At 73.9% G+C, this 24,034-nt stretch carries 20 protein-coding genes and 1 tRNA gene; all 21 read right to left on the bottom strand.

The features are described 5' to 3' along the window. Nucleotides 1-8 precede the first annotated feature (8 nt). The 21 genes from Q2K16_RS32115 to Q2K16_RS32015 all read right to left on the bottom strand — a co-directional run bounded on the left by Q2K16_RS32115 (nucleotide 9) and on the right by Q2K16_RS32015 (nucleotide 24,032). Nucleotides 9-82: transfer RNA gene (locus Q2K16_RS32115), tRNA-Pro, on the bottom strand. Between the two features lie 184 nt (nucleotides 83-266). Further along, entirely contained in the window at nucleotides 267-1,664 is a 1,398-nt protein-coding gene (gene der / locus Q2K16_RS32110) for a ribosome biogenesis GTPase Der (protein ID WP_302742399.1), read from the bottom strand. Further along, nucleotides 1,661-2,341, bottom strand: coding sequence for a (d)CMP kinase (cmk, locus tag Q2K16_RS32105; protein ID WP_302742397.1), 681 nt, complete (start codon nucleotides 2,339-2,341; stop codon nucleotides 1,661-1,663). Before cmk ends, der begins: the two co-directional genes overlap by 4 nt. Before the next feature lie 183 nt (nucleotides 2,342-2,524). Next, nucleotides 2,525-3,295 (bottom strand): pseudouridine synthase, encoded by a 771-nt coding sequence (locus Q2K16_RS32100; RefSeq protein ID WP_204962026.1) that lies wholly within the window; start codon nucleotides 3,293-3,295, stop codon nucleotides 2,525-2,527. After that, nucleotides 3,282-4,289 (bottom strand): SMC-Scp complex subunit ScpB, encoded by a 1,008-nt coding sequence (gene scpB, locus Q2K16_RS32095; RefSeq protein ID WP_302742394.1) that lies wholly within the window; start codon nucleotides 4,287-4,289, stop codon nucleotides 3,282-3,284. Before scpB ends, Q2K16_RS32100 begins: the two co-directional genes overlap by 14 nt. A gap of 4 nt (nucleotides 4,290-4,293) precedes the next feature. Further along, nucleotides 4,294-5,370, bottom strand: coding sequence for a segregation and condensation protein A (locus Q2K16_RS32090; protein ID WP_302742392.1), 1,077 nt, complete (start codon nucleotides 5,368-5,370; stop codon nucleotides 4,294-4,296). A gap of 65 nt (nucleotides 5,371-5,435) precedes the next feature. Then, nucleotides 5,436-6,359 (bottom strand): ParA family protein, encoded by a 924-nt coding sequence (locus Q2K16_RS32085; RefSeq protein WP_088644512.1) that lies wholly within the window; start codon nucleotides 6,357-6,359, stop codon nucleotides 5,436-5,438. Nucleotides 6,360-6,530: 171 nt separating this feature from the next. Next, nucleotides 6,531-7,493 carry a site-specific tyrosine recombinase XerD gene (locus tag Q2K16_RS32080; protein WP_302746692.1) on the bottom strand — a complete coding sequence of 321 codons (963 nt, stop codon included), beginning with the start codon at nucleotides 7,491-7,493 and terminating at the stop codon, nucleotides 6,531-6,533. A gap of 116 nt (nucleotides 7,494-7,609) precedes the next feature. After that, the gene (gene ald, locus Q2K16_RS32075) at nucleotides 7,610-8,725 is read right to left on the bottom strand and encodes an alanine dehydrogenase (RefSeq protein ID WP_302742389.1); all 1,116 of its coding nucleotides are present in this window, start codon (nucleotides 8,723-8,725) and stop codon (nucleotides 7,610-7,612) included. Nucleotides 8,726-9,062: 337 nt separating this feature from the next. Further along, complete coding sequence (locus Q2K16_RS32070; protein ID WP_204962031.1) at nucleotides 9,063-9,668, bottom strand: NUDIX domain-containing protein; 606 nt, start codon at nucleotides 9,666-9,668, stop codon at nucleotides 9,063-9,065. Beyond that, nucleotides 9,665-11,446, bottom strand: a complete 1,782-nt coding sequence (gene pyrG / locus Q2K16_RS32065) for a CTP synthase (RefSeq protein WP_302742386.1) — start codon at nucleotides 11,444-11,446, stop codon at nucleotides 9,665-9,667. The genes Q2K16_RS32070 and pyrG overlap by 4 nt, the downstream gene beginning before the upstream one ends. Before the next feature lie 125 nt (nucleotides 11,447-11,571). Then, complete coding sequence (locus Q2K16_RS32060; protein ID WP_302742385.1) at nucleotides 11,572-13,965, bottom strand: hypothetical protein; 2,394 nt, start codon at nucleotides 13,963-13,965, stop codon at nucleotides 11,572-11,574. Continuing rightward, a complete protein-coding gene (locus Q2K16_RS32055; RefSeq protein ID WP_302742383.1) occupies nucleotides 13,965-15,140 on the bottom strand; it encodes a glycosyltransferase family 4 protein in 1,176 nt (391 codons plus the stop codon). Before Q2K16_RS32055 ends, Q2K16_RS32060 begins: the two co-directional genes overlap by 1 nt. Continuing rightward, complete coding sequence (gene murJ / locus Q2K16_RS32050; RefSeq protein WP_302742381.1) at nucleotides 15,137-16,807, bottom strand: murein biosynthesis integral membrane protein MurJ; 1,671 nt, start codon at nucleotides 16,805-16,807, stop codon at nucleotides 15,137-15,139. Before murJ ends, Q2K16_RS32055 begins: the two co-directional genes overlap by 4 nt. 1 nt (nucleotide 16,808) lies before the next feature. Further along, entirely contained in the window at nucleotides 16,809-17,675 is an 867-nt protein-coding gene (locus Q2K16_RS32045) for a hypothetical protein (protein WP_302742380.1), read from the bottom strand. A 58-nt stretch (nucleotides 17,676-17,733) separates the two neighbouring features. Then, on the bottom strand, nucleotides 17,734-18,669 hold the full coding sequence (locus tag Q2K16_RS32040; RefSeq protein ID WP_302742379.1) for a copper transporter: 936 nt from the start codon (nucleotides 18,667-18,669) through the stop codon (nucleotides 17,734-17,736). A gap of 27 nt (nucleotides 18,670-18,696) precedes the next feature. Then, entirely contained in the window at nucleotides 18,697-19,875 is a 1,179-nt protein-coding gene (gene steA / locus Q2K16_RS32035; protein WP_302742378.1) for a putative cytokinetic ring protein SteA, read from the bottom strand. Nucleotides 19,876-19,994: 119 nt separating this feature from the next. Continuing rightward, nucleotides 19,995-21,752, bottom strand: coding sequence for a DNA repair protein RecN (gene recN, locus Q2K16_RS32030; RefSeq protein ID WP_302742377.1), 1,758 nt, complete (start codon nucleotides 21,750-21,752; stop codon nucleotides 19,995-19,997). 161 nt (nucleotides 21,753-21,913) lie between these two features. Further along, nucleotides 21,914-22,798: an NAD kinase gene (locus Q2K16_RS32025; RefSeq protein ID WP_302742376.1), complete on the bottom strand. Its 885-nt coding sequence runs from the start codon at nucleotides 22,796-22,798 to the stop codon at nucleotides 21,914-21,916. Between the two features lie 109 nt (nucleotides 22,799-22,907). Beyond that, nucleotides 22,908-23,753 carry a TlyA family RNA methyltransferase gene (locus Q2K16_RS32020; RefSeq protein WP_302742374.1) on the bottom strand — a complete coding sequence of 282 codons (846 nt, stop codon included), beginning with the start codon at nucleotides 23,751-23,753 and terminating at the stop codon, nucleotides 22,908-22,910. Between the two features lie 18 nt (nucleotides 23,754-23,771). Continuing rightward, a complete protein-coding gene (locus Q2K16_RS32015; RefSeq protein WP_302742372.1) occupies nucleotides 23,772-24,032 on the bottom strand; it encodes a hypothetical protein in 261 nt (86 codons plus the stop codon). Nucleotides 24,033-24,034 lie beyond the last annotated feature (2 nt).

Below are 24,034 nucleotides of genomic sequence, written 5' to 3'. Positions count from 1 at the left end.
TTTATCTGTCGGGACGGCCGGATTCGAACCGACGACCCCTTGACCCCCAGTCAAGTGCGCTACCAAGCTGCGCCACGTCCCGATGCTCCCCGCGTGGTCTCCCCCGCGGCAGCCGGTACAGCTTAGCGCAGGATCTTCGCACCGCGCGCACAGCCCCCCGCCGCGCCGGTGGGCACCGCCACCACCCCTAGAGCATCCTAGGAAAGAGGGGATACGACACAGGCTGCCGTCCCGGGGTAAAGCGGGCAGCCTGTGTCGACAGCGGATCAGCCGTGGGCCTTGCCCCGACCGCCGGGACCGAGCTTCTTGCGGGGGCGTACGGAGATCTCTACCGGGCTGCCCTCGAAGCCGAACTCCTCGCGGAGCTTGCGCTCGACGAAACGCTGGTAGCCGGCGTCCAGGGGGGCGGTGGTGAACAGCACGAACCGGGGCGGGGAGACACCCGCCTGGGTGGCGAACAGGATCTTCGGGGCCCGGCCGCCGCGCACCGGGTGCGGGGTGGCCTGGACCAGGGCGGTGAGCCACTGGTTGAGTTGCGCGGTGGGCACCCGGGTCTCCCAGCTCGCCAGCGCCCTGCGCAGCGCGGGGGCGAGCTTGTCGACGGCCCGGCCGGTCTGCGCCGACAGGTTGAGCCGGATCGCCCAGGGGATGCGGCGCAGCTCCCGGTCGATCTCCTTGTCCAGGTAGTACCGGCGGTCGGCGTCGACCAGGTCCCACTTGTTGAAGGCGATCACCAGGGCCCGGCCGGCCTCGACGACCATGGTCAGGATGCGCTGGTCCTGTTCGCTGATCGGCTCGCTGGAGTCGAGCAGCACCACCGCCACCTCGGCCGCCTCGATCGCGCCTGCGGTGCGCAGGCTGGCGTAGTACTCGGTGCCGCTGGCCTTGCCGACCCGCTTGCGCAGCCCGGCGGTGTCGACCAGTTGCCAGGTTTCGCCGCCGATCTCGACGAGGCTGTCCACCGGGTCGACGGTGGTGCCGGCGACCGAGTCGACGACGGCCCGTTCCTCACCGGAGAACCGGTTGAGGAGGCTGGACTTGCCGACGTTGGGGCGGCCGACCAGGGCCACCCGGCGGGGGCCACGCGGCCGGTTCTCGACGATCTTCGGGGCCTCGGGCAGGGCGTCGAGGATGGCGTCGAGCAGTTCCCCGGAGCCCCGGCCGTGCAGGGCGGAGACCGGGTGCGGCTCGCCGAGCCCCAGCGACCACAGCGAGGTGGCCTCCAGCTCGATGGCGCTGTTGTCGGTCTTGTTGGCCACCAGGATCACCGGCTTGGCGCTGCGCCGCAGCATCCGCACCGCGGCCTCGTCCACGTCGGTCGAGCCGACCATCGCGTCGACCACGAAGATCACCACGTCGGCGGTGAGCACCGCCGTCTCGGCCTGCGCGGCGATGGCCGCCGCCCGGTCCTTCGCGTCCGGTTCCCAACCGCCGGTGTCCACCACGGTGAACGAGCGGCCGTTCCACTGCGCGTCGTAGGGTACCCGGTCCCGGGTCACCCCGGGGGTGTCCTCGACGACCGCCTGCCGGCGGCCGATGATCCGGTTGACAAGCGTCGACTTGCCCACGTTGGGGCGGCCCACCACGGCCACCACCGGCTGCGGACCGGTCGGCTCGTCGGTCTCGACGTCCGGTTCGCGTAGCTCCACCCAGCCGTCGCTCATGCCACTCCCCGCTCGGTGAGCAGCCCACGCAGCCGGTCGACGACCTCGTCGATGCCCAGCTCGGTGGTGTCCAGTTCGACGGCGTCGGCGGACTGCCGCAGCGGGTCGACCGTGCGGGTGGAGTCGAGGCGGTCCCGGCGGGCCAGGTCGGCGGCGGTCGCCGCGACGTCGACGGCGTCCTCGGCGCTGCGCCGCCGGGCCCGGGCCGCCTCGGAGGCGGTCAGGTAGACCTTCAGGTCGGCGTCGGGGGCCACCACGGCACCGATGTCCCGACCCTCGACAACGATCCGGCCGGCGTGGGTGATCAGTTCCCGCTGCCGGGCCACGAGCAGCGCCCGCACCGCCGGGACGGCGGCCACCGCGGAGACCGCGCCGGTCACCTCGGGGCCCCGGATCTCCCGGTCGACGTTCACCCCGTCGACGGTCACGCCGTACCCCTGGGGGTCGGTGCCGATGCGCAGCTCGACCTCCTCGGCGACCTTGCCCACCGCGGCGGCGTCGGTCAGGTCGACACCGGAGCGCAGCACCGCCCAGGTGATCGCCCGGTACATCGCGCCGGTGTCCAGGTAGCGGGCACCGAGGCCGACGGCGAGCCGCCGCGAGACGGTGGACTTCCCCGAACCGGACGGCCCGTCCACAGCGACCACGCAGCGCCCGGCCCGTACGTTTTCCTCCACCGTTGTCCTCCTCAGCCCGTATCTCGCGGGTCGCCGGTCGTCCCGACGCCGTTGAGCGGTCGTCAATCGTCGTCCATCATCCCGCGCCTCGCGGGTCCCTCCGCGCCGCCGGGGCGGCGCACGCCACCACCGGCCCGCGGGCCGCGTGGAAGCCTACCGGCACACGTACCCGCTGCGGCGGGGTCAGTCACCCACGGCCTTGAACAGGGCGGCGACCTCCGCGTTGGTCAGCCGCCGGATCCGCCCGGTGCGCAGGTCACCGAGCTTGATCGGCCCGATCGAGGTACGCACCAGCCGCGACACCGGGTGCCCGACCTCGGCCAGCAGCCGCCTGACGATGTGTTTGCGCCCCTCGTGCAGGCTCAGCTCCACCTGGGCGGTTCGCCCCAGGGTGTCCACCACCTTGAACGAGTCGACCTTCACCGGCCCGTCCTCCAGCTCGACGCCGGCCAGCAGCCGCTTGCCGAGGTTACGCGGGATCGGCCCGGCCACCTCGGCCAGGTAGGTCTTGAGCACCTGGTACGACGGGTGCATCAGCTTGTGGGTCAGGGTGCCGTCGTTGGTGAGCAGCAGCAGCCCCTCGCTGTCCGCGTCGAGCCGCCCGACGTGGTAGACCCGCTGCTCGACCCGGTTGCCGATGAACTCGGCCAGCTCGTTGCGGCCCTTCTCGTCGGCCATCGTGGTGACCACCCCGCGCGGCTTGTTCATCGCCACGTACACCAGGCGGTTGTCGGCCTGGAGGCGTTCCCCGTCGACGTGGATCACGGCGGTGGCGGGGTCGACCTTGTCCCCGAGCTGGGCGACCCGTCCGTTCACTGTCACCCGACGCCGGAAGATCAGATCCTCGCAGGCACGTCGGGAGCCGACGCCGGCGGCGGCGAGCACCTTCTGGAGGCGCTCGGCACCCTCGTACACCGGAGCGTCGGGCTTGGGGGAACGGTTATCGCGTGGCATCGGCAAGCTCTTCTACGTCGTCGGGCAGGAACGGGGCGAGCGGGGGCAGGTCGGCGACCGAGTCCAGGCCCAGCTTCTCCAGGAACATCGTGGTGGTCCGGTAGAGGAACGCCCCACTGTCCGGTTCGGCGCCGCACTCCTCGACCAACCCTCGGGAGACCAGGGTACGGAGCACCCCGTCACAGTTGACACCCCGGATGGCCGAGACCCGACCCCGGGTCACCGGCTGCTTGTAGGCGACCACCGCGAGTGTCTCCAGGGCGGCCTGGGTCAACCGGACCGACTGCCCGTCCAGCACGAACCGTTCCACGTGCGCGGCGTATTCCGGCCTGGTGTAGAGCCGCCAGCCTCCGGCCGCCCGGCGCAGCTCGAAACCGTGCCCGGCGGCGGTGTAGCCGGCCGCGATGTCGTCGAGCACCGGCCCGATCCGTTCCGGTTTCTGCTCCAGCACCTGCGCCAGCACCAGTTCGCTGACCGGCTCGTCGACCACCAGCAGGATGGCCTCCAACGCGCCGCGCAGCTCCGCGTCGTCGAGTTCGGGCGCCGGCGGCGGGGCGACCGTCGCCCGCCGTCGCCCGGCCGGCTGCCGCTTCGGTACGCCCGCCGCGCCCCGCTCCCCCACCGCGTCCGGGCCGGCGTCGCCGCCACCGGGCCCACCGGCCGCGGTTGCGGCCTCGGCCGCACCGGGACTGCCTCCCTGGGTACCGACCGTCGCGGCGCCTGCCGCCCCGGACTCGACCGTCCCGGTACCCGGTGCCTCGGCGTCGACCGTCCCCGCGTCGGCCGCTTCGGCGTCGGCTGCCGCCGGGTCGGCCGCTGCCGTTGGCGCGGGCGGCCCGGGAACCGTGTCCGTCGGGGGCACACCGGGAACGTCCACACCCTCGGGCTCGGACGGGGTGGCAGCCGGCTTCCGCGCGGGGGCGGGCCGCTCCCACGGGGGAATCCAGGCGGCGGCCTGGTCGGCCAGCGAGTCCCGACGCTCCTCGTCGTTCATCACGTCACTCCTGCATCGATGCGGGTTCGTCCACCGTCCCGGCCGACGCCGGACCAGCAGGCCCAGGGCCGGCGGGCACCGGGCCGGCGGACACCGGCTCAGCGGGTCCCGGGTCGGTGGCGGCGTCCACCACGGCGGGCGCGGCACCGGCCGGGGTGTCGGCGGCGGCACCGGCCGGGTCGGGGTCGGCGGGGGTGCCGGCGTACTCGTCGACGTGCAGTTCGGCACCGCCCTCGGCGGGGCCGGTCCAGCGCACCGTCAACTCCTCCAGGGCCTCCTCCTGGACAAACGCGACCAGCCCCTCCCGGTACAGCTCCAGCAGCGCCAGGAAACGCGCCACCACCTCCAGGGTGATCTCGCAGTCGGCGCAGAGCAGGGCGAAGGTGGCGATCCCGGCCCGGCGAAGCCGCTCGGCGAGGACCGCCGCGTGTTCCCGCACGCTGACCCGGACCAGGTGCACGTGCGCGATGGACACCTCGGGCACCGGCTTCGGGGTCATCGCCCGCACGGCGAGCGTGAGCAGCCGTTGCGGGCCGATGCCGAGCACCAGGTCGGGCAGGGCCTCGGCGTAGCGGGCTTCCAGGGTGACCGCACGCGGGTAGCGTCGCCCGCCGACCGCCTCCAGTTCGGCGATGTGCGCCGCCGCCTCCTTGTACGCCTTGTACTGCAACAGCCGGGCGAAGAGCAGGTCCCGCGCCTCCAGCAGGGCGAGGTCCTCCTCGTCCTCCACCTCGGCCGACGGCAGCAGCCGGGCCGCCTTCAGGTCGAGCAGGGTGGCGGCGATGAGCAGGAACTCGCTGGTCTCGTCGAGGTCCCACTCGTCGCCCATGGCGCGGATGTAGGAGATGAACTCGTCGGTGACGGTGTGCAACGCCACCTCGGTGACGTCCAGCTTGTGTTTGCTGATCAGTTGCAGCAGCAGGTCGAACGGGCCGGTGAAGTTCGCCAGCCGGACGGTGAAGCCGCTCTGCCCGGCCTGCGGCACCCCCGCCGGGTCGGTCGCCACGTCGGCGGCGACCTCGGCGGCCAGCACGGGCGGCTGCTGCGGGGTCGTCGGTGGGTCCAGCGGCGGCGCGGTCACCGGACGACCGTAGTCCACGTCCCGGACGTCGTCGCCGTCCGGGACGCCCCGGCGTGCACCCCGGCCTACCGGTCGGCCTGGGCCGCGATCACCTCACGGGCCAACTGCCGGTAGTTACGGGCCCCCGAGGAGGCCGGGTCGAGGGTGGTGATCGGCGCACCGGCCACCGTGGACTCGGGGAACTTCACCGTCTTGGTGATCACGGTCTGATAGACCTTGTCGCCGAACGCCTCGACCACCCGTTGCAGCACCTGCCGGCAGTGGGTGGTGCGGCTGTCGTACATGGTGGCGAGGATGCCTTCGAGTTCCAGGTCGAAGTTGAGCCGCTCGCGGACCTTGTCGATGGTGTCCAGCAGCAGCGCCACCCCGCGCAGGCTGAAGAACTCGCATTCCAGGGGGATGAGCACACCGTGCGCGACGGTCAGCGCGTTGATCGCCAGCAGACCCAGGGAGGGCTGGCAGTCGATCAGGATGTAGTCGTACTCCTTGCGGATGGTCCGCAGTACCCGGGCCAGGGCCATCTCCCGGGCGACCTCGTTGACCAGCTGAATCTCGGCGGCCGACAGGTCGATGTTGGCGGGTAGCAGGTGCAGGCCGGCCACGTCCGTCTTGATCAGGACGTCCTCGGCGATGACGTCGTCCTGCATGAGCAGGTTGTAGACGGACAGGTCGAGGTTGTGCGGGTTGACGCCGAGGCCCACCGACAGGGCGCCCTGCGGGTCGAAGTCGACGAGCAGCACCTTGCGGCCGTACTCGGCCAGGGCCGCACCCAGATTGATGGTGGTGGTGGTCTTGCCCACCCCACCCTTCTGGTTGGCCATCGCGATGATCCGCGCCGGGCCGTGCCGGTCGGTGGGCATCGGCTCGGGGATCGGCTTGCGCATCGTGTAGGCGGCCGGATCGGCCGGGCCCAGGTCGGCGCCGAGCGACGCCTGCTGCTCACGGAGCTCCGACGTCCAGGCGTCGGCACGGTCACCGTTGCCAGCCATGTCCTCGTTGCCCCCTCCCGACGACCACCCGGCGTCGGAGCTGTCCGACGTCCTTCGCGGCGCCGCTGCGCACCCCGGTTGTCGCCCAGGAGGTCCGCGCCGATGCCGACTCTACGCCACCGGCGACCAGCGCGTTCGGCACCGGTCCGGCGTGTCGGGCATAGCGGCCGGTCAGCGGGCCGGCGGGGGGTCCGCGTCGCGGGCGCGGGGGTGCGTGGTGGCGTACACCTCGCGGAGCCGGTCCACGGTGACCAACGTGTACACCTGGGTGGTGGTGACCGAGGCGTGGCCGAGCAACTCCTGCACCACCCGCACGTCCGCGCCGCCGTCGAGCAGGTGGGTGGCGTAACAGTGGCGCAGGGTGTGCGGGGAGACGGCGTGCGGCCCGTCCACCGGCAGTCCGGCCCGGCGGGCGGCCCGCCGCAGCACGGTCCACGCCCCCTGCCGGGTCAGCGGCCCACCCCGGGCGTTGACGAAGACCGTCGGGGTGCCCCGCCCTGCGGCGACCAGCGCCGGGCGGGCCCGTACCAGGTAGGCGCGCAGCGCATCGACGGCGTACCCGCCGATCGGCACCAGCCGGGTCCGGCCGCCCTTGCCGCGCAGCAGGGCGGTGCCCTCGTCGACGTCCAGGTCGTCGACGGCCGCGCCGACCGCCTCGGAGATCCGCGCGCCGGTGCCGTACAGGAACTCCAGCAGCGCCCGGTCGCGCAGGGCCAGGGCCGCCCCGTCGCCGGTGGCGGTGACCGGGCCGGCGGTCTCCAGCAGCCGGACCACGTCGTCGACCGGCAGCGCCCGGGGCAGCCGGCGGGCCGGGGTGGGTGGGCGCACGTCGCGGCTGGGGTCGACGCCGGCCAGGCCCTCGCGGACGGCGAAGCGGTGCAGCCCGCGTACGGCGGAGGCGGCCCGCGCGGCCGAGGTCACCGCCAGCGGCGGGTGGTCGTCGTCGCCGGCGCGCAGCCGGGCCAGGTGCGCCTCGACCTGCCGGGCGTCGACGACGGCCAGGTCGCGTATCCCGGCGGCGGCCAGGGTGTCCAGGTAACGGTCCAGGTCCCGCCGGTACGAGGTGAGGGTGTTCACCGACAGCCCGCGCTCGACGGTGAGGTGGTCAAGGTAGCCGCGCACGGCCCGACGCAGGGCCGGCGCAGGCTCCCCGCCCGCCCCGACCCCGTCGTCACCTGCCGCCCCCGCCCCCTCGGCCCCGGCCGCGCGGGGCACGGCGTCGGGTGCCGGGGCGTGCGTCGTCCGCCCGGTCAGACCAGCACCTCGTCCAGCGGGAGGGTGGTCATGCCGTGCGCCTCGGCGACCGGGCCGTAGACGACCCGACCGTCGTGGGTGTTCAGGCCCAGCGCCAGGGCGGGGTCGTGGCGCAGCGCGTCGCGCCAGCCCTGGTCGGCAAGCTCCAGGGCGTACGGGAGGGTGACGTTGGTCAGCGCGTACGTGCTGGTGTGCGGCACCGCGCCGGGCATGTTCGCCACACAGTAGAAGATCGAGTCGTGCACCTGGTAGGTCGGCTCCGCGTGCGTGGTGGGGCGGGAGTCCTCGAAGCAGCCACCCTGGTCGATGGAGATGTCGACAAGCACACTGCCCGGCTTCATCCGGGACACCAGCTCGTTGGAGATCAGCATCGGGGCCTTCGCGCCCGGGACGAGGACCGCGCCGATGACCAGGTCGGCGTCGAGCACCGCCCGTTCGATCTCGTACGCGTTGGACGCGACCGTCTGCAGGTGGCCCCGGTAGATGGCGTCGGCCTGCCGAAGCCGGGCCACGTTCTTGTCCAGCAGCAGCACCTCGGCCTGTAGGCCCAGCGCGATCGCGGCGGCGTTCATCCCGGACACGCCCGCGCCGATGACGACGGTCTTCGCCGCGTACACCCCGGAGACGCCGCCCATCAGGATGCCCCGGCCGCCGCCCTGCCGCTGCAGGTGGTACGCGCCGACCTGCGGGGCGAGCCGACCGGCCACCTCGGACATCGGGGCGAGCAGCGGCAGCGACCGGTCGGGCAGCTCGACGGTCTCGTAGGCGATGCCGGTGACCTTCCGGTCGACCAGCGCGTCGGTGCACTCCTTGGAGGCGGCCAGGTGCAGGTAGGTGAACAGCACCTGCCCGGCGCGCATCCGGTGGTATTCCTCGGCGATCGGTTCCTTGACCTTCAGCACCAGCTCGGCGGTGTCCCACACCTCGTCGGCGGTGCCGAGGATGGTGGCCCCGGCGGCGGTGAACTCGTCGTCGGTGAGGCTGGACCCGACGCCGGCGCCGGCCTCGACGAAGACCTGGTGACCGTGGCGGACGAACTCGTTGACGCCCGCCGGCGTGATCGCCACGCGGTACTCGTGGTTCTTGACCTCGCGGGGGATTCCGACCTTCACGTAAGACACCCTTCTCCGGGATGCCGCACCCCGGACTGCGCGGCGCCCCGCCGGCTCCGTTGCCGACGCGGTCCACCGTTCCCGCCGGCGGCAGTCTAGGCGTGCCGTCCACCCCCGACGGGCGGCACAGTGACAACCGGTGCCCGATGCGCCTGACGGTGTGTCAGGCATACCGCGCGGGCCTGCCGTTCGGCGTCACACCCATCGTCGCACCGCGCGGCCCCGCCCACCGGACGGGAAACGCTCCCGCAACGACGTCGTGACGCACCGCGGGCAGGGTGGGCGCGCGACGCAGGGGCCGCGCGGCGTACCGCGGCGGCCCCTGTCGGCGGACGGATCAGCGGTGCAGCGGGGTGTCGGCGCGGCGCAGCACCGACCAACCGGCGTCCCGGGCCCGCGCGGCGGCCAGCAGCCCGGCCACGCACGGACCGTTGGTGATCTCCCCGGCCAAGGCCATGCCGACCGCCTCGTCCAGGTCGATCCGGACGACCTGCAGGTCGGCCTCCTCGTCGTGTCGCTCGTGCCGCTGCCCGACGGGCACCTCGGCCAGTTCGCGGGCGAGGAACACCCGGACCACCTCGTCGGAGAACCCCGGCGAGGTGTGCACGTCGACCAGCAGGTCCCACCGGGCGGCGGTCAGGTCGGCCTCCTCGGCCAGCTCCCGGGCGGCGGCCACCGGCAGATCCTCACCGGCGACGTCCATCAGCCCGGCGGGCAGCTCCCACAGGTGCCGTCCGACCGGCTGCCGGTACTGCCGCACCAGCACCACCTGACCGGCGTCGTCGAGGGCGACCACGGCGACCGCGCCGACGTGCCGGGCGTAGTCGCGGGTGGCGGTGCCCCCACCGGGCATGGTCACCTCGTCGGTGACCACGGTGAAGATCCGCCCGGCGTACCGCTGCACCCGGGAACGCAGCTCGTAGCGGTGCTCGACGGCGCTCACGACGCGGACGACGCCGTCGCCGGGGCGCCGTTGCGGGACGCGTTCTTCGCCGCCGCCTGCGTCCCCTTCCTCGTCGTCTCGGCCGCCGCCCCGGGCACCGGGTCGAGGTCCACCGGCAGCTGGTCGGCCTGCGAGTACGCCACTGCCGCCTTGACGAACCCGGCGAACAGCGGGTGCGGACGGGTCGGTCGGCTCTTCAGCTCCGGATGCGCCTGGGTCGCCACGAAGAACGGGTGCAGACTGCGGTCCAGCTCCACGAACTCGACCAGCCGGCCGTCCGGGGAGGTGCCGGAGATGTGCAGGCCCGCCTTGGTGAGCTGGTCCCGGTAGGCGTTGTTCACCTCGTAACGGTGCCGGTGCCGCTCGCTGATCTCGGTGGCGCCGTACGCCTCGGCCACGATCGACCCCTCGGCCAGCGTCGCCGGGTACGCCCCCAGCCGCATGGTGCCGCCCAGGTCACCCCGGCCGGCGACGATGTCCTCCTGGTCGGCCATGGTCGCGATGACCGGGTGCTTGGCGTCCTCGTCGAACTCCAGGGAGTTCGCCGCGTCCAGACCGGCCAGGTGACGCGCCACCTCGATGGTCATGCACTGCAGGCCGAGGCAGAGCCCCAGCAGCGGCACCCCGTTCTCCCGGGCGTACCGGGCGGTGCCGATCTTGCCCTCGATGCCGCGGACGCCGAACCCGCCGGGGATGACGATGCCGTCCACACCGGCCAGGGCCGACGCCGCGCCGGCCGGGGTCACGCAGTCGTCGCTGGGCACCCAGCGCAGCTGCACCCGGGCCCGGTGGCCGAACCCGGCGGCCCGGATCGCCTCGCTGACCGACAGGTAGGCGTCGGGCAGGTCGACGTACTTGCCGACGACGGCCACGGTGACCGTGTGGTGTGGCTGGTGCACCCGCTCCAGCAGGTCGTCCCAGCGGGTCCAGTCGACGTCACGGAAGGACAGGCCGAGCCGGCGCACCACGTACGCGTCGAGACCCTCGCGGTGCAGCACCTTGGGGATGTCGTAGATGCTCGGCGCGTCCGGGGCGGCCACGACCGCCTCGGCGTCGACGTCGCAGTAGAGGGACAGCTTCTCCTTGAGCTTCTCCGGGATCTCCCGGTCGCAGCGCAGCACGATCGCGTCGGGCTGGATGCCGATGTTGCGCAGCTGCGCCACCGAGTGCTGGGTCGGCTTGGTCTTCAGCTCCCCCGACGGCGCCAGGTAGGGCACCAGCGACACGTGCAGGTAGAAGCAGTTGTCCCGGCCCAGGTCGTGGCGCACCTGCCGGATCGCCTCCAGGAACGGCAGCGACTCGATGTCGCCGACGGTGCCACCGACCTCGGTGATCACCACGTCGGGGATCTGACCGTCGGCGTCCGGGTCGGCCATGCCGAGGATCCGCGCCTTGATCTCGTTGGTGATGTGCGGGATGACCTGGACGGTGTCGCCCAGGTACTCGCCGCGTCGTTCCTTGGCGATCACGTCGGAGTAGATCTGGCCGGTGGTGACGTTGGCCTTGCCGGACAGGTCCCGGTCGAGGAACCGCTCGTAGTGCCCGACGTCGAGGTCGGTCTCCGCGCCGTCCTCGGTGATGAACACCTCGCCGTGCTGGAACGGGTTCATCGTCCCGGGGTCGACGTTGAGGTAGGGGTCGAGTTTCTGCATGACCACCCGCAGCCCGCGTGCGGTGAGCAGATTGCCGAGGCTGGAGGCGGTGAGGCCCTTACCGAGCGAGGAGGCGACGCCCCCGGTGACGAAGATGTGCCGGGTCGTGCGTGCTGAAGGGGCCAAGGCCTGCTCCCGTGTCGTCCGTAGCGGTCGTGCGAACCGCCGTGCCGATCAAGTGATCACGCGATCCACGGGATTCCACGGTAACACCTCCCCCGGGGGCACCCGGCGTCGCACCCGACCTCGGGCTATTCGGCTCCGACGCCGCGCCGGCCGGCCGGCGTCCCGGTCGCGGCCGACACCCCCGGCGTGGCGGCCCGCGCCACCGGAACCCGTGTCGCACTGCGGCCCGCCGGCCGTGTCCCGGCGTCCGGGCCGCCAGCGCCACCGTCGACCGGCCCGGCCGGCCCGCCGCCGTCGGACGCCGCCGCGGCGTCGGGGCCGTCGCCCGCACGGGCCGCCCCACCGTCGCCATCGGGTCGCCCGCCGGTGGGGTCACCGCCGGACGGTCCCCCACCCGGGCCGTCCGGACGCTGGCCGGTGCCGGGCTGGGTGCGGTCGGTGGAGTGGTCCAGCACCCGCAGTGCGGCCAGCGCCGCCATCGGCACCACCAGCGCCCCGGCCGCCCCGGCCACGTCCAGCGCGGCACCGCCGAGCAGCCCGGCGATCACCGAGGCCAGCGCCGTGCCCGCCAACGCCGCCCGGATCGCCGGGTAGATGCCGAACAGCCGCATCAGCCCACCCCAGGGTTGCAGCAGCGCGAACCACACCAGCAGCACACCGACCACCGCCAGCACCGTCAACGGGCTGTTCACCAACGTCTGGAAGTTCGCCGTGCTCGACCGGTGCACGGTCAGTCCGCCCGTGCCCTCCCCCAGGGCGGTCAGGAACCGACCCAACGCCCCCCGCTCCTCCACCGGACGCCGCAGGTCCACCACCGCGAACCCGATGGTCAACGCCAACCCGGCCATGGTCGCCCACACCAGCCGGCTGACCGTCAACCAGCCGCCGGTGCTGATCGCGGCGGCCACCGCCACCCCGGCGGTCAACGCGATCGCCCCGATCGAGTCGGCCCCCAGGTAGGGGCTGCCGACCACCACCACGGCCAACCCGCCGACCGCCACCACCACCATCGGCCGCCACTGCCGGCGGACCCGCTGCGCCAGCCACCCGGCGCTGAGCAGCGAACCGGCGAGGAACACCCCCAGGCCCACCGTGCCGAGGCCGGAGAACCGGCCACCCTCCAGGGCCGAGTAGCCGACCACCCCGTTGAGCTGCAACCGGGCCCCGCTGAGCACGTCCGCGCCGACCACCAGCGTCGCCAGGGCGGCGACCGCGCCGAGCGGGCCGAGGGTGCGGTCGTGGCCGGGGGTGAACCGGACCAGGGCCGTCGCGCCGACGATCAACGCGACCGTCACCAACCCGAAGTACGCCCCCGCGTGGTCGCCCCGCCACCACGGCACCGCGTCGGCGAGCAGCGCCGCGGGCACCGCCAACGCGACGGCGATCAGCAGCAGCTCCACCGTCGCCACGATCCGCGGCGACACCGGCGGCCGGCTGTGCGGGCCGGCGAGCCGCCGCGCCCGACGCAGCAGCGGCAGCACCGCGACGGCCAGGGCGATCTGGGCGGCGGCGAGCAGCCCGAAGAACCAGCCGGCCACGGCCCGCTGGGCGGCGGCCTCCCGGTCGGCGTCGGCCGGCGCGGCGATCGCACTGGCCAGGTCGTCGGGGCGACCGTCGACCTTCACCGCCGGCCGGCCCAGGAAGAGCCGCTCGGGCATCGGCCGGCCCAGCGCCGTCAACGCCGTCGGCGCGAGGTCGACCAGTTGCAGGTAACCCTCCCGGCCGGTGCTGGCGGAGGTGAGCCACCCGTGCTCCCACCCCGGCCCGTCGGCGACGACCACGTGCAGCCGGGCCGGCGCCTCCGTGTCGGACACCCCGGCGACCAGCACCAGCGACCGCTGCGGCCGGGCGGCCAGCACCTTCGCCAACGCCTCGTCGGCCCGCCGGGCGTCGGCCCGCCGCTCGGCCGGGTCGGTGCCGCTGACCGTGCCCAGGTCGACGATGCTCAGCACACACGAACCGAGCAGCCCGGCCGGGTCGGCAGGCAACGCCGGGGCGTACCTGTCGACCCGGCCGAAGGGGCGGGCGGCGGCGACGGCGGCACCGGGGCCGACCGCCACCGAGCAGCGCACCGACTCCGACAGCGAACCGGGCACCGTGCCCCACGGCTGCCGGTCGGCGTTGTAGGCGACCACCCGTTCCTGGTCGGGCAGGTTCGCGCCGATCCCGTCGGGCTGCTCCACGGTCACCGCCGCCGGTGGGCACCCGCCCGGCCGGCGGCTGCCGTTCCAGCCGGCGTAGCTGCCCGCGCCGAGGGTGAGCCAGCCGTCCACCGGGCACGTCGGTCGGTGCGCGGAACGGGTCGACAACGAACCGATGGACCCCTGCTGGGCCATCCGCCACAGCGTCGGGGTGCTCTGCGGGTCGACGTCGGACCAGCGCAGCCCCGCCACCCCGGCCAGCACCACGTAGTCGGCGGTGCGCCGGGGCGGGCTGCTGTCGGGGCGGGCGGCCAGGGCGGTGACCCCGAGCGCCACCACGACCAGGGTGAGCAGGACCGGGGTGAATCGGCGCAGCATCAGGCGCGTCCCGTCGAGGGGGTGTCGGTGCCGGGGGCGGACGCTCCGGCACGCCCGGCCGGGTCGGCGTCCAGTTCGGTGTAGAGGGCCCGCAACGCGGCGACGGTGTCGGCCTCGGTGGGCCACGCGGCGGCCCGGGCGGCCCCCCGCCTCGCCAGGTCGGCGCGCAGGCTCGGGTCGTCCAGCAGCGACCGGACGGCCGCGTCGACCGCGTCGACGTCACCGGGCGGGACCAGCAACGCGCCGTCGCCGACCAACTCGGGCAGCCCGCCGACGGCCGTCGCCACCAACGGCACGCCGGCGCGCAGCGCCTCCTGGGCGAACAGTTGCCGGGCCTCCCAGTCGCTGGTCACCACCGCCAGGTCCGCCCCGGCGAGCAGGTCCGCCACGTCGGTACGGTGCCCGAGCAGCGTCACCGGGGCGCGGGCGGCGGAGATCCGGGCCGCCAGCGGCAGGTAGGCGGGGCCACTGCCGGCGATCACCACCACCGGCGGCGGGATGCGGGTACGCCACCGGGCGGCGGCGTCGACGAGCACGTCGTAGCGCTTCTGCGGGTGCAGCCGGCCGACGGACAGCACCAGCGGCTGCCCGGCGGCGACACCGAACTCGGCGCGTACGGCGACGCGACGCCGACGCGGGGCGGGCAGGGCCGGGGCGGCGACCGGGGCGAGCCGGGCGTCGGTGGCGCCCAGCGCGGCGGCCCGCTGCACCAGGTCGGCGGAGGCGCCCAGGGCGACCCGGGCGGAGCGGGCGACGACCCGTTCGGCGAGCCGGGACAGCCGCCCACGCAGCCCCCCGGCGAGCACCGCGTTGTGCCAGGTGACCACGAGCGGCGCGACGGGCCGGGCGAGCGCGGCGACCAGCCCGGCGCGCAGCCCGTGGGCGTGCACCACCCGCACGGGCGTGCCGGCCAGCGCCCGGCGCAGCGCGGTGACCGCCCGCGCGTCGGCGGGGGTGGGGTTGGCCGAGATCTCCACCGGTGTGAACCGGGCCCCGGTGGCGGTGAAGTCGAACTGTTCGGCGGTGGCGGCCGGGCCGCAGACCAGCACCGGCTGGCCGGCCTCGACGAGCCCGCGCGCCACCGACCGGACGTGCTGGCCCACCCCGCCGGTGCTGGAGGCGAGCAGCAGCACCACCGTGCCCCGGGCGTCGGGGGCGGACGTCGCGTCGGTCATGGGGAGAGGGTCTCCTTCCCGTCACCGGCGTCGCGGGCAACGCCGTCCTGCGGGTCACCCGCCGGTCGCCGGCCACCCAGCCGACGCCGTACGCCGGTGAGCAGCGGCCCGACGTCCCGCCGGTCCACCAGCCAGGCGACGGCGAGGAACAGCACGCCGACCACGGCCCCGGACAGCATGCCCTGCACGAGTGCCCCGCTCGTCGTCGGGGTGCCGCCGCCGGCCGCCAGCCGGGCGGTGAGCCCACCGGCCGGGGCGGCGACCAGCGCCGCCAGCAGGCCGGCGGTGGCGGCCCGACCGGCACCGGCCAGGGCCGCCGGCCCGGCGCTGCGGCGCACCGCGGCGACCAGCAGCACCCCGAGCAGCAGCATGCCCACGGAGTTGGCCAGGGTGACGGCCAGCACCCGGTCGGCGCGCGGCAGCAGCGCCGCGAGCGGCACCGCGACCAGCGGCACCACCAGCCAGCCGGTGGTGATGGCGGCGGTGGCGGCGCGGGTGGCGCCCCGGGCGTAGAGGGCCCGCGACAGCACCGCGAACAGCCCGTAGCCGACCAGGCCGGGGGCGAACCCGGCGATCGCGGCGGCGGTCGGCTCCGCGCCGAGCGGGAAGAACCGGCCGACCGGTTCGGCGGTGCCGACCAGCGCCGCCGCACCGAGGAAACCGAACAGCAGCACCCCCCGGGTGGTCGAGGCGACCGTGCCGCGGTAGCCCTGCTCGTCACCGGACGCGGCGGCCGCCGACAGGCCCGGGTACGCGGCGACCGCCAGCGGCACCGCGAGCACCGCCCAGGGCAGCAGGTAGACGGTCTGGGCCAGGTTGTACACCTGCGGCGAGCCGGTCGGGCCGCCGGAGACCCGGTTGAGGATGACCACCAGGGCCAGTTGTTGGGCGGTGACGGTGACCGCCCCGGCGACGGCGAGCCCACCGACGCGGGCCCGCGCGTCGGCGGGGAACGCGTAGCCGGGCCGCCAGGTCAGCCCGAGCCGCCGCAGCGGGACCAGCAGCGACAGCGACAGCACCACCACCCCGAGGGTGGTGCCGCCGGAGAGGATCAGCTCACCGCCCCGGCTCACCTGCGCGATGCTCGCGTCCCGCCCCTGGGTGACGCCGAAGACGAGGTAGACCACCACGACGGTGAGGCTGGACAGCAGCGGCGCGACGACCGGCCAGGCGAACCGGCGGTGCGCCTGGAGCACCCCGGTGAGCACGATCCCGATGCCGTAGAGCGGCAGCTGCGGGGCGAACACCCGCAGCATCCGCGCCCCGGCGGCCAGTTCCGCCGGGGACCGCCCGTCGGAGATCGCCGCCACGATCGGGTCGGCGAACACCGCCACCAGCGCCGCCAGCGGCACCAGCAGGGTCACCGTCCAGGTCAGCAGCGCCCCGGTAGTCGCGGCCACCGCCCGCCGGTCACCGGCCGCGACCGGCCCGGCCAGCAGCGGTACGACCAGACTCGCCAGCGCCCCACCGGCCACGATCTCGAAGATGATGTTCGGCACGGTGTTGGCGATGACGTACATGCCGCCGAGGTCGCTGCGTTCGACGACCCAGGTGAACACGGCGGTCCGGCCGAACCCGGCGAGCCGGGCCAGGACGGTGAGCACGGCGATCAGGGCGGCGGCGCCGGCCACCCGACCGGTGCCGGCGAGGGGGGCCGGTCTGGTCACGTCAGTCGGATCGCCGGCCCAGCGCGTCGAGTTCCCGCAGCACCGGGGTGCGCTGGATGACCGCCGTGAAGCTGACCTTCTCGCTGGCCGCGGTGAGACCGGCGAGGACGGCGAGCAGCCCGGCCCGGCCGAGGGGGCCGGTGCGGGCGGCCAGGGCCACCCCGAGCAGCGCGCCGAGCGCGTTGGCCCCGCTGTCGCCGATCATCACCCGTTCGCCGAGGTCCTCGTCGAGCAGCCCGGCGGCGGCACCTACCGCACCGGCGGCGATACCTGCGTGCGGGCCACCGGCCAGCGGCACACCGAGCAGCACCCCCGACTTCAACGCCCGGCCGGGACGCAGGTCCAGCAGGTTGAGCAGGTTGGCGGTGCCGGCCACCACCCCCGCGCCGAGCAGCACGTCGGCGGTCCGGCCGAGCGCGCCGTGGCGCTGCCGGCGGGGATGCGCGGCGACCCGCGGGTCGGCGGCGAGCAGCACGGCCGCGGCAAGCCCGGCCGCACCCACCCCGGCGACCTTGACCATGCCGGCGGTGACCCGGCCGGCCCGCAGGGCGGCGAGGTGACCGGCGAACCCCTTGGCGGCCCTCTGCTCCGGGCGGACGCCGACCACGTCGTCGTAGAGGCCGACCGCGCCCGCGCCCAGACCGGCGACGAGCACCGCCGCGCCGGCCGGGACGCTGGCCGCGCCGAGCGCCCCCGCGCCGGACGCCCCGACGGCCAGCGCCGGGCCGGCGGCGAGGCTGACGGTACGGCCACGGAAGTTGGTCCGCTCCAACGCCGGCCCCGCCGGGGAGGTACGGGCCTGCCGCAGCGCGTACCGGGCGGCGGCGGCACCGGCGGCGGCGGCGAGCAGCCGCCCGATCCCGCTCATGCGGCACCGCCTGACGGCGCGGACGGGTGGTAACCGGTCACCGGGGTACGTGGTTCGCTCACTGGGGCAGTCTAGGCACCAACGTGGCGTTGTCGCCGACGCCGTACTGACCCGTCCGCTTCTCGGTGAGCTGTTGCACCAGGGCCAGGCTGGTGACCAACTGCCCCTGCACGGTGTTGGCGTTGTCGACGGTGGAGATGGTCTGGGCGAGCACCGGGTCGCCCCGGACCACTGCCACCAGGTTGCCGCCGGCGGAACCATTGCCGCCGACGACGATCGCGCCGGTCCGGTCGAACTGCTCGGCGATCTTCACCACCGACTCGTCCTTCTTCGCCGAGTCCTTGTCGACGTACGGCTGCCCGCTGACCACCACCACGGCCTCGGCCGGGCCGGTGACCTTCTCCTCACTGGTCAGGTAGCCGGCGTTGACGTACGCGGCCAGCACCGCCCGCCGGTCGGCGTCGGTCACCGGCGCGGTGCCCTGCGGCCGGTCGAGCAGGACGCTGGCCAGCAGGGCGCTGGAGGTCTCCACGCCGTTGCCGTTGCCGGGCAGCGCCGAGGCGGGGGCGGTGGGCCGGGCGGCGGTGACGGCCAACTCCATCAGGCTGGTGTTGTTGTCCGGGTTGACGAACTTGTCCTGGATGTCGACCCGGCCGGTCACCGAGGCCCCGGCGGTCTGGAGCATCTTCAGCACACCCTCGGTGTGCTCCCGCCCGGTGGGCAGGCTGAGCACCATGACCCGCTTGCCCGTCAACTTGCCCGGGAGGATGATCTGCGCCATCTCGGCGGCGAAATCCTCCTCCATGTCCAGTTCCTTCTGCAGACTGTTGACCGACTGCCGCATCTGCTGGTTGTCCTTGCGCAGCGAGTTGACGGTCTCCTTCAGCGAGTCGGCGACCGGCCCGTTGAGGGCGGCCGTGCCGACCACCAGGCCGATCGCCAACGCCAGGAAGACCGCGGTCAGGGACACCACGTGGTACCGGAAGTTGATCACGCTTGCAGCCTCTTGATCGGTCGGGAGCTAGAAGAGCTGGCCGAGCTGGAACACGAAATTGTCCCACCACTCGGAGACCACACCCAAATACGCCTTGCCGACGGTGGAGACCGCCACGGCCGACGCCATCGCGGCGATCGCCGACAGGACCAGCAGCAGCAGCGACGACCCCGAGATGCTCTGCCGGTACAGCCGGCTCACCCCCTTGGCGTCGACCAGCTTCCCGCCGACCTTCAACCGGGTCAGGAACGTCGAGGCCATCCCCCCGCGCCCCTTGTCCAGGAACTCCACGAGCGTGGCGTGGGTACCGACCGCGACCAGCAGCGAGGCACCCTTCTCGTCGGCCAGCAGCATCGCCAGGTCCTCGCTGGTCGCCGCCGCCGGGAAGGTGATCGCCGGCACCCCCAGCCCGTTGACCCGGGCCAGACCCGGCGCCCGGCCGTCCGGGTAGGCGTGCACGATCACCTCGGCGCCGCACCGCAACACGTCGTCGGTGACCGAATCCATGTCCCCGATGATCATGTCGGGCGTGTACCCCGCCTCGACCAGCGCGTCCGCCCCGCCGTCCACGCCGATCAACACCGGCTTGAACTCCCGGATGTACGGGCGCAACACGTCCAGGTCGGCCTTGTAGTCGTAACCCCGCACCACGATCAGACAGTGCCGCCCCTGCACCGGCGTCTGGATGTCCGGCACACCCACCCCGTCGAGCAGCAGGTCCCGCTCCTGACGCAGGTAGTCCATCGTGTTGGCGGCGAACGCCTCCAACTGCACCGACAGACCCTCCCGGGCGTCGGACATCGCCTTGGCGACCGTCTCGGCATCCTGCAGGTCACCGTGCGCGACCGGCTCGTCGCCCAGGAAGACGGTGTTGCCCTCGATCCGGATGGTGTCACCCTCCCGGATCCGCTCGAACACCCCCTCACCGAGGTCGTCCAGCAGCACGATGCCGGCACCGATCAACACCTCCGGCCCCAGGTTGGGATACCGACCCGACACCGACGGCTTGGCATTCAGCACCGCCGCGACACCGACCGCGACCAGCGAATCGGCCGCCACCCGGTCCAGATCGACATGGTCGATCACCGCGATGTCGCCGGGGCGGAGCCGGCCGACCAGCCGCTTGGTACGGCGATCCAGACGTGCGGTGCCGAGAACTGAGTCCGGTTCCGCGTTCCGGGCCCGGCGCAACGTGGGTAGACGCATCGTGACCATCCTGGCATGGGAGGCAGGCATTTCCGTCGCGACATGCCTGAGCAGGGCCGCCTACCCAGGGAAGCACACCAGAGCACAGGCCGGTGTGCCTCCGCTCACAATCGTTGCCCTCAGGGCCGCCTTTCCTTCGCCGCAACGGCCAGCAACTCCTCGGCATGCGCGATACCCAGATCCGAATCCGGCAAACCCGCAAGCATCCGCGCCAACTCCCGGGCCCGCTCCGTGTCCTCCACCACCCGCACCCCACTGGTCGTCACCGCACCACCGGTGTCCTTCGCCACCACCAGGTGCCGGTCGGCGAACGCCGCCACCTGCGGCAGGTGCGTCACCACCAACACCTGGTGACTGCGCGCCAACCGCGCCAACCGCCGCCCGATCTCCACCGCCGCCTGCCCACCCACACCCGCATCGACCTCGTCGAACACCAACGTCGGCGGCCCACCCGAACCGGCGAACACCACCTCGATGGCGAGCATCACCCGGGACAGCTCACCCCCGGAGGCACCCCGCTGCAACGGCAACGACGGCGCACCCGGATGCGCCAACAACCGCAACTCCACCTCGTCGGCACCGTCCGGACCGACCCCGCACTGCACCCCGTTGACCGGCAACGTCGGCTCCGACCGCCCACCCGGCCGGGGCAGCACCGCCACCTCGATCCGCGCATGCGGCATCGCCAACCCCGCCAACTCCACCGTCACCTGCTCGGCGAACCGCACCGCCGCCTCCTGCCGGGACACCGACAACCGCCCGGCCAACTCCGCCACCTCACCGGCCAGCCGCTGCGCCTCCCGGTCCAACTCGTCGAGCAGCTCGTCGGAGGTGTCCAGGTCGGACAACCGGGTCCGGGCCCGCTCCGCCCACGCGATCACCCCGTCGACGTCGTCGGCGTACTTACGGGTCAACGCCCGCAACGCCGCCCGCCGCTCGTAGATCGTCTGCAACCGGGCCGGGTCGGCGTCCAACGCCGCCAGATACGTCGACAACTCCGCCGACACATCCGCCACCAGAGTCGCCGCCTCCTCCAACCGGCCGGCCAACTCGCCCAACGCCGGATCGGTGCCGGCCTGCGCCTCCAGGGTCCGCCGCGCCGTACCGAGCAACGCCGTCGCATCCGGCGTGTCGTCGGCCGCCTCCACCCCACCGGCCACACACAGATGCGCCAGCTGCGCCGCCGTCCGCAACCCCTCGGCATGCTCCAGCCGCTGCGCCTCGGCCTTCAACTCGTCGTCCTCACCCGGTTGCGGATCGACCCGGGTGATCTCGTCCAACCCCAACCGCAGCAGATCGGCCTCCTGGTGCCGGGCCCGGGCGTTGCTGCGCCGGTCGGCCAGATCGTCGACCACCTGCCGCCACCGCCCGTACGCCTCCCGCAGCGCGTCGACCAGCTTCTCGTGCCCCGGCCCGGCGAACCGGTCCAGCGCCGCCCGCTGCTCCGCCGGCCGCAACAGCCGCAACTGGTCGGACTGGCCGTGCACCGCCACCACCTGCTCGCCGACCTCACCGAGCATCGACACCGGCATGCTCCGGCCACCCAGATGCGCCCGCGAGCGCCCCTCCACCGTCACCGTCCGGCTCATCAGCAGCGAACCGTCGTCGTCGGGCCCACCACCGGCATCCACGATCCGGGCGTGCACCACGTCGGCCACCCGGCCGTCGAGCCGCAGCCGCCCCTCCACCGTCGCCCGCCCCGGCGCGGCCCGCACCCGACCCGCGTCGGCCCGCCCGCCGAACAGCAGGCCGAGACCGGTCACCACCATCGTCTTGCCGGCACCGGTCTCACCGGTGATGACGTTCATCCCGCCGGCCAGCGGCAGGGTGGTGTCCTCGATGACGCCCAGTCCGGTGATCCGCAGCTCTTCCAGCACAGCACCCGACAGTAGACGCGTGCTGCGACAGTTGACCAGCCGGCACGGGGCGCCGCACCGGCAGGAAATCCTCCACCCGCCGGCCACCGGCACAGCACCGCTGGTCGACGGCCCGCAGGTGACCACCGACACCAGCACCGGCCCCCACCCGGGGCCGGGAATCAGCGGCGGCTACCGCGCCAACCCTGCACCGGCAGACCGAACTTCGCCACCAGCCGGTCGGTGAACGGCCGGTCCCGCAACCGCACCACCCGCACCGGCAGCGCACCCCGACGCACCGTCACCGTCGCCCCCGGCGGCAGGTCGTACACCCGCCGCCCGTCACAGCACAGCACCGCCAGCGTGGTGAACGGATCGACCGTGATGACGAACGTGGACGTCGGCGCGGTCACCAGCGGCCGGCTGAACAACGCGTGCGCGCTGATCGGCACCAGCAGCAGCGCCTCCACCTCCGGCCAGACCACCGGCCCACCACCGGAGAACGCGTACGCCGTCGAACCGGTAGGCGTGGCGCACACCACACCGTCGCAGCCGTACCGGGACAACGGACGACCGTCCACGTCGACCAGCAACTCCAGCATCTGGGCACGCTCGCCCTTCTCGACGCTGATCTCGTTGAGCGCCCACGACTCGATCGTCGGGCCACCGTCGAACTCGGCCGTGACGTCGAGGGTGAGCCGCTCGTCCACCGTGTAGTTGCGCCCGACCACGTCCCGCACCGCCGTGTCGAGATCGTCGATCTCGGCCTCGGCCAGAAAACCCACCTTGCCCAGATTGATCCCGAGCAGCGGCACCTTCGCCGGCCGGGCCAGCTCCGCCGCACGCAGGAACGTGCCGTCCCCGCCGAGCGCGAAGACGATCTCGGCACCCTCCGCCGCCTGGAGACCGTCCACCGGCACCACCCCGGGCAGATCGAGATCCTCGGCCTCCTCGGCCACCACCCGCACCTCGAAACCGGCCGCGATCAGATCGGCGGCGACCGCCCGCGCGTGCTCGGTGCTGCGCCGCCGCCCGGTGTGCGTGACCAGCAGGGCCGTCCGGCTCACCGGTGCCACCGTCCGCCCCGCACCCGGCCAGCCCCACCATCGTCGAGGTCCACCGGACCCGCCTCCCGTCCACCCTCGCGGAACACCGTCCCGACGCCACCCACCACGCTCACCCTGCCACCTTCCCCGACACCGGGTCCGGCCCGGGGCCGTTCGGCCCGGCGTCCACCACCGCGCGCACCCGCCCGGCATCCGCCGGCGGCGCGTCCCGGCGCAACCATACGAAGAACTCCACGTTGCCACTCGGACCCGGCAGCGGACTGGCCGCGACGTCCGCCAACCCGAGCCCGAGCCCGGCCGCGCCCGCCGCCACCTCCAGCACCGCCTCGGCCCGCAACGCCGGATCACGCACCACCCCGCCCGCGCCGACCCGCTCCCTGCCCACCTCGAACTGCGGCTTCACCATCAGCGCCAGGTCACCGTCGGCCCGGGTGCAGCCCGCCAGGGCGGGCAGCACCAACCGCAGCGAGATGAACGACAGGTCCGCCACCGTCAGGTCCACCTCCCCACCGATCACCTCCGGGGTCAACGTCCGCACGTTGGTACGGTCCATCGCCCGCACCCGTTCGTCGGTCCGCAACGACCAGGCGAGCTGCCCGTACCCGACGTCCACCGCCACCACCTCGGCCGCGTCCGCACGCAACAGCACGTCGGTGAACCCCCCGGTCGACGCCCCCGCGTCCAGACACCGCCGGCCCGCCACCCGCAACCCACCGGGACCGAACGCGGCCAGCGCGCCGGCCAGCTTGTGCCCACCCCGGGAGACGTACTCGTCGATCGGGTCCGCCCCGGTCACCAGCAGCGGATCGGCCGGGTCGACCATCGCGGCGGCCTTACGCGCGGGCACCCCGCGCAACTGGACCCGACCGGCCTCGATCAACGCACCGGCCTGCTCCCGGGACCGGGCCAGGCCGCGACGGACGAGTTCGGCGTCGAGCCGGGTACGACGTGCCATGGGGGTGGTTCTCTCCGGTCAGGTCTGATCGATGGTGGCAAGGGTTTCCCGCAACGTCTGGTACGCCGCCTCGTACTGCGCGATCTGGTCGGCAGGCGACAGGCCCTCGGCGTTGGCCATCGCCCGCACGGCGGCGTCGACGGCCGGATGCCGGGCGTCGTCGACCTCGTCGTCGTACCCGACGACCGGCGACGAACCGGGACGGCCGGCGGGCGGCCCGGGACGGGCAGCCGGCGGACCCGGCCGACCGGCAGGCGGCGGACCGGGCGTGCCGGGCATGC

The organism is Micromonospora cynarisoli (genome assembly GCF_030518815.1).
In the GTDB taxonomy this organism is placed as follows: domain Bacteria; phylum Actinomycetota; class Actinomycetes; order Mycobacteriales; family Micromonosporaceae; genus Micromonospora; species Micromonospora wenchangensis.
The sequence above is the reverse complement of the archived record's forward strand: the minus strand, read 5'-3'. Positions and strand labels throughout refer to the sequence as shown.

Excerpts from the sequence above, each read along its gene's own strand:
- Q2K16_RS32060 (WP_302742385.1), bottom strand. The coding sequence starts at position 13,965 with ATGCTGCGCCGATTCACCCCGGTCCTGCTCACCCTGGTCGTGGTGGCG.
- Q2K16_RS32085 (WP_088644512.1), bottom strand. The coding sequence starts at position 6,359 with ATGGCTGGCAACGGTGACCGTGCCGACGCCTGGACGTCGGAGCTCCGT.
- der (WP_302742399.1), bottom strand. The coding sequence starts at position 1,664 with ATGAGCGACGGCTGGGTGGAGCTACGCGAACCGGACGTCGAGACCGAC.
- Q2K16_RS32100 (WP_204962026.1), bottom strand. The coding sequence starts at position 3,295 with ATGCCACGCGATAACCGTTCCCCCAAGCCCGACGCTCCGGTGTACGAG.
- steA (WP_302742378.1), bottom strand. The coding sequence starts at position 19,875 with ATGCGTCTACCCACGTTGCGCCGGGCCCGGAACGCGGAACCGGACTCA.
- Q2K16_RS32015 (WP_302742372.1), bottom strand. The coding sequence starts at position 24,032 with ATGCCCGGCACGCCCGGTCCGCCGCCTGCCGGTCGGCCGGGTCCGCCG.
- scpB (WP_302742394.1), bottom strand. The coding sequence starts at position 4,289 with ATGAACGACGAGGAGCGTCGGGACTCGCTGGCCGACCAGGCCGCCGCC.
- Q2K16_RS32020 (WP_302742374.1), bottom strand. The coding sequence starts at position 23,753 with ATGGCACGTCGTACCCGGCTCGACGCCGAACTCGTCCGTCGCGGCCTG.
- Q2K16_RS32055 (WP_302742383.1), bottom strand. The coding sequence starts at position 15,140 with ATGACCGACGCGACGTCCGCCCCCGACGCCCGGGGCACGGTGGTGCTG.
- Q2K16_RS32045 (WP_302742380.1), bottom strand. The coding sequence starts at position 17,675 with ATGAGCGGGATCGGGCGGCTGCTCGCCGCCGCCGCCGGTGCCGCCGCC.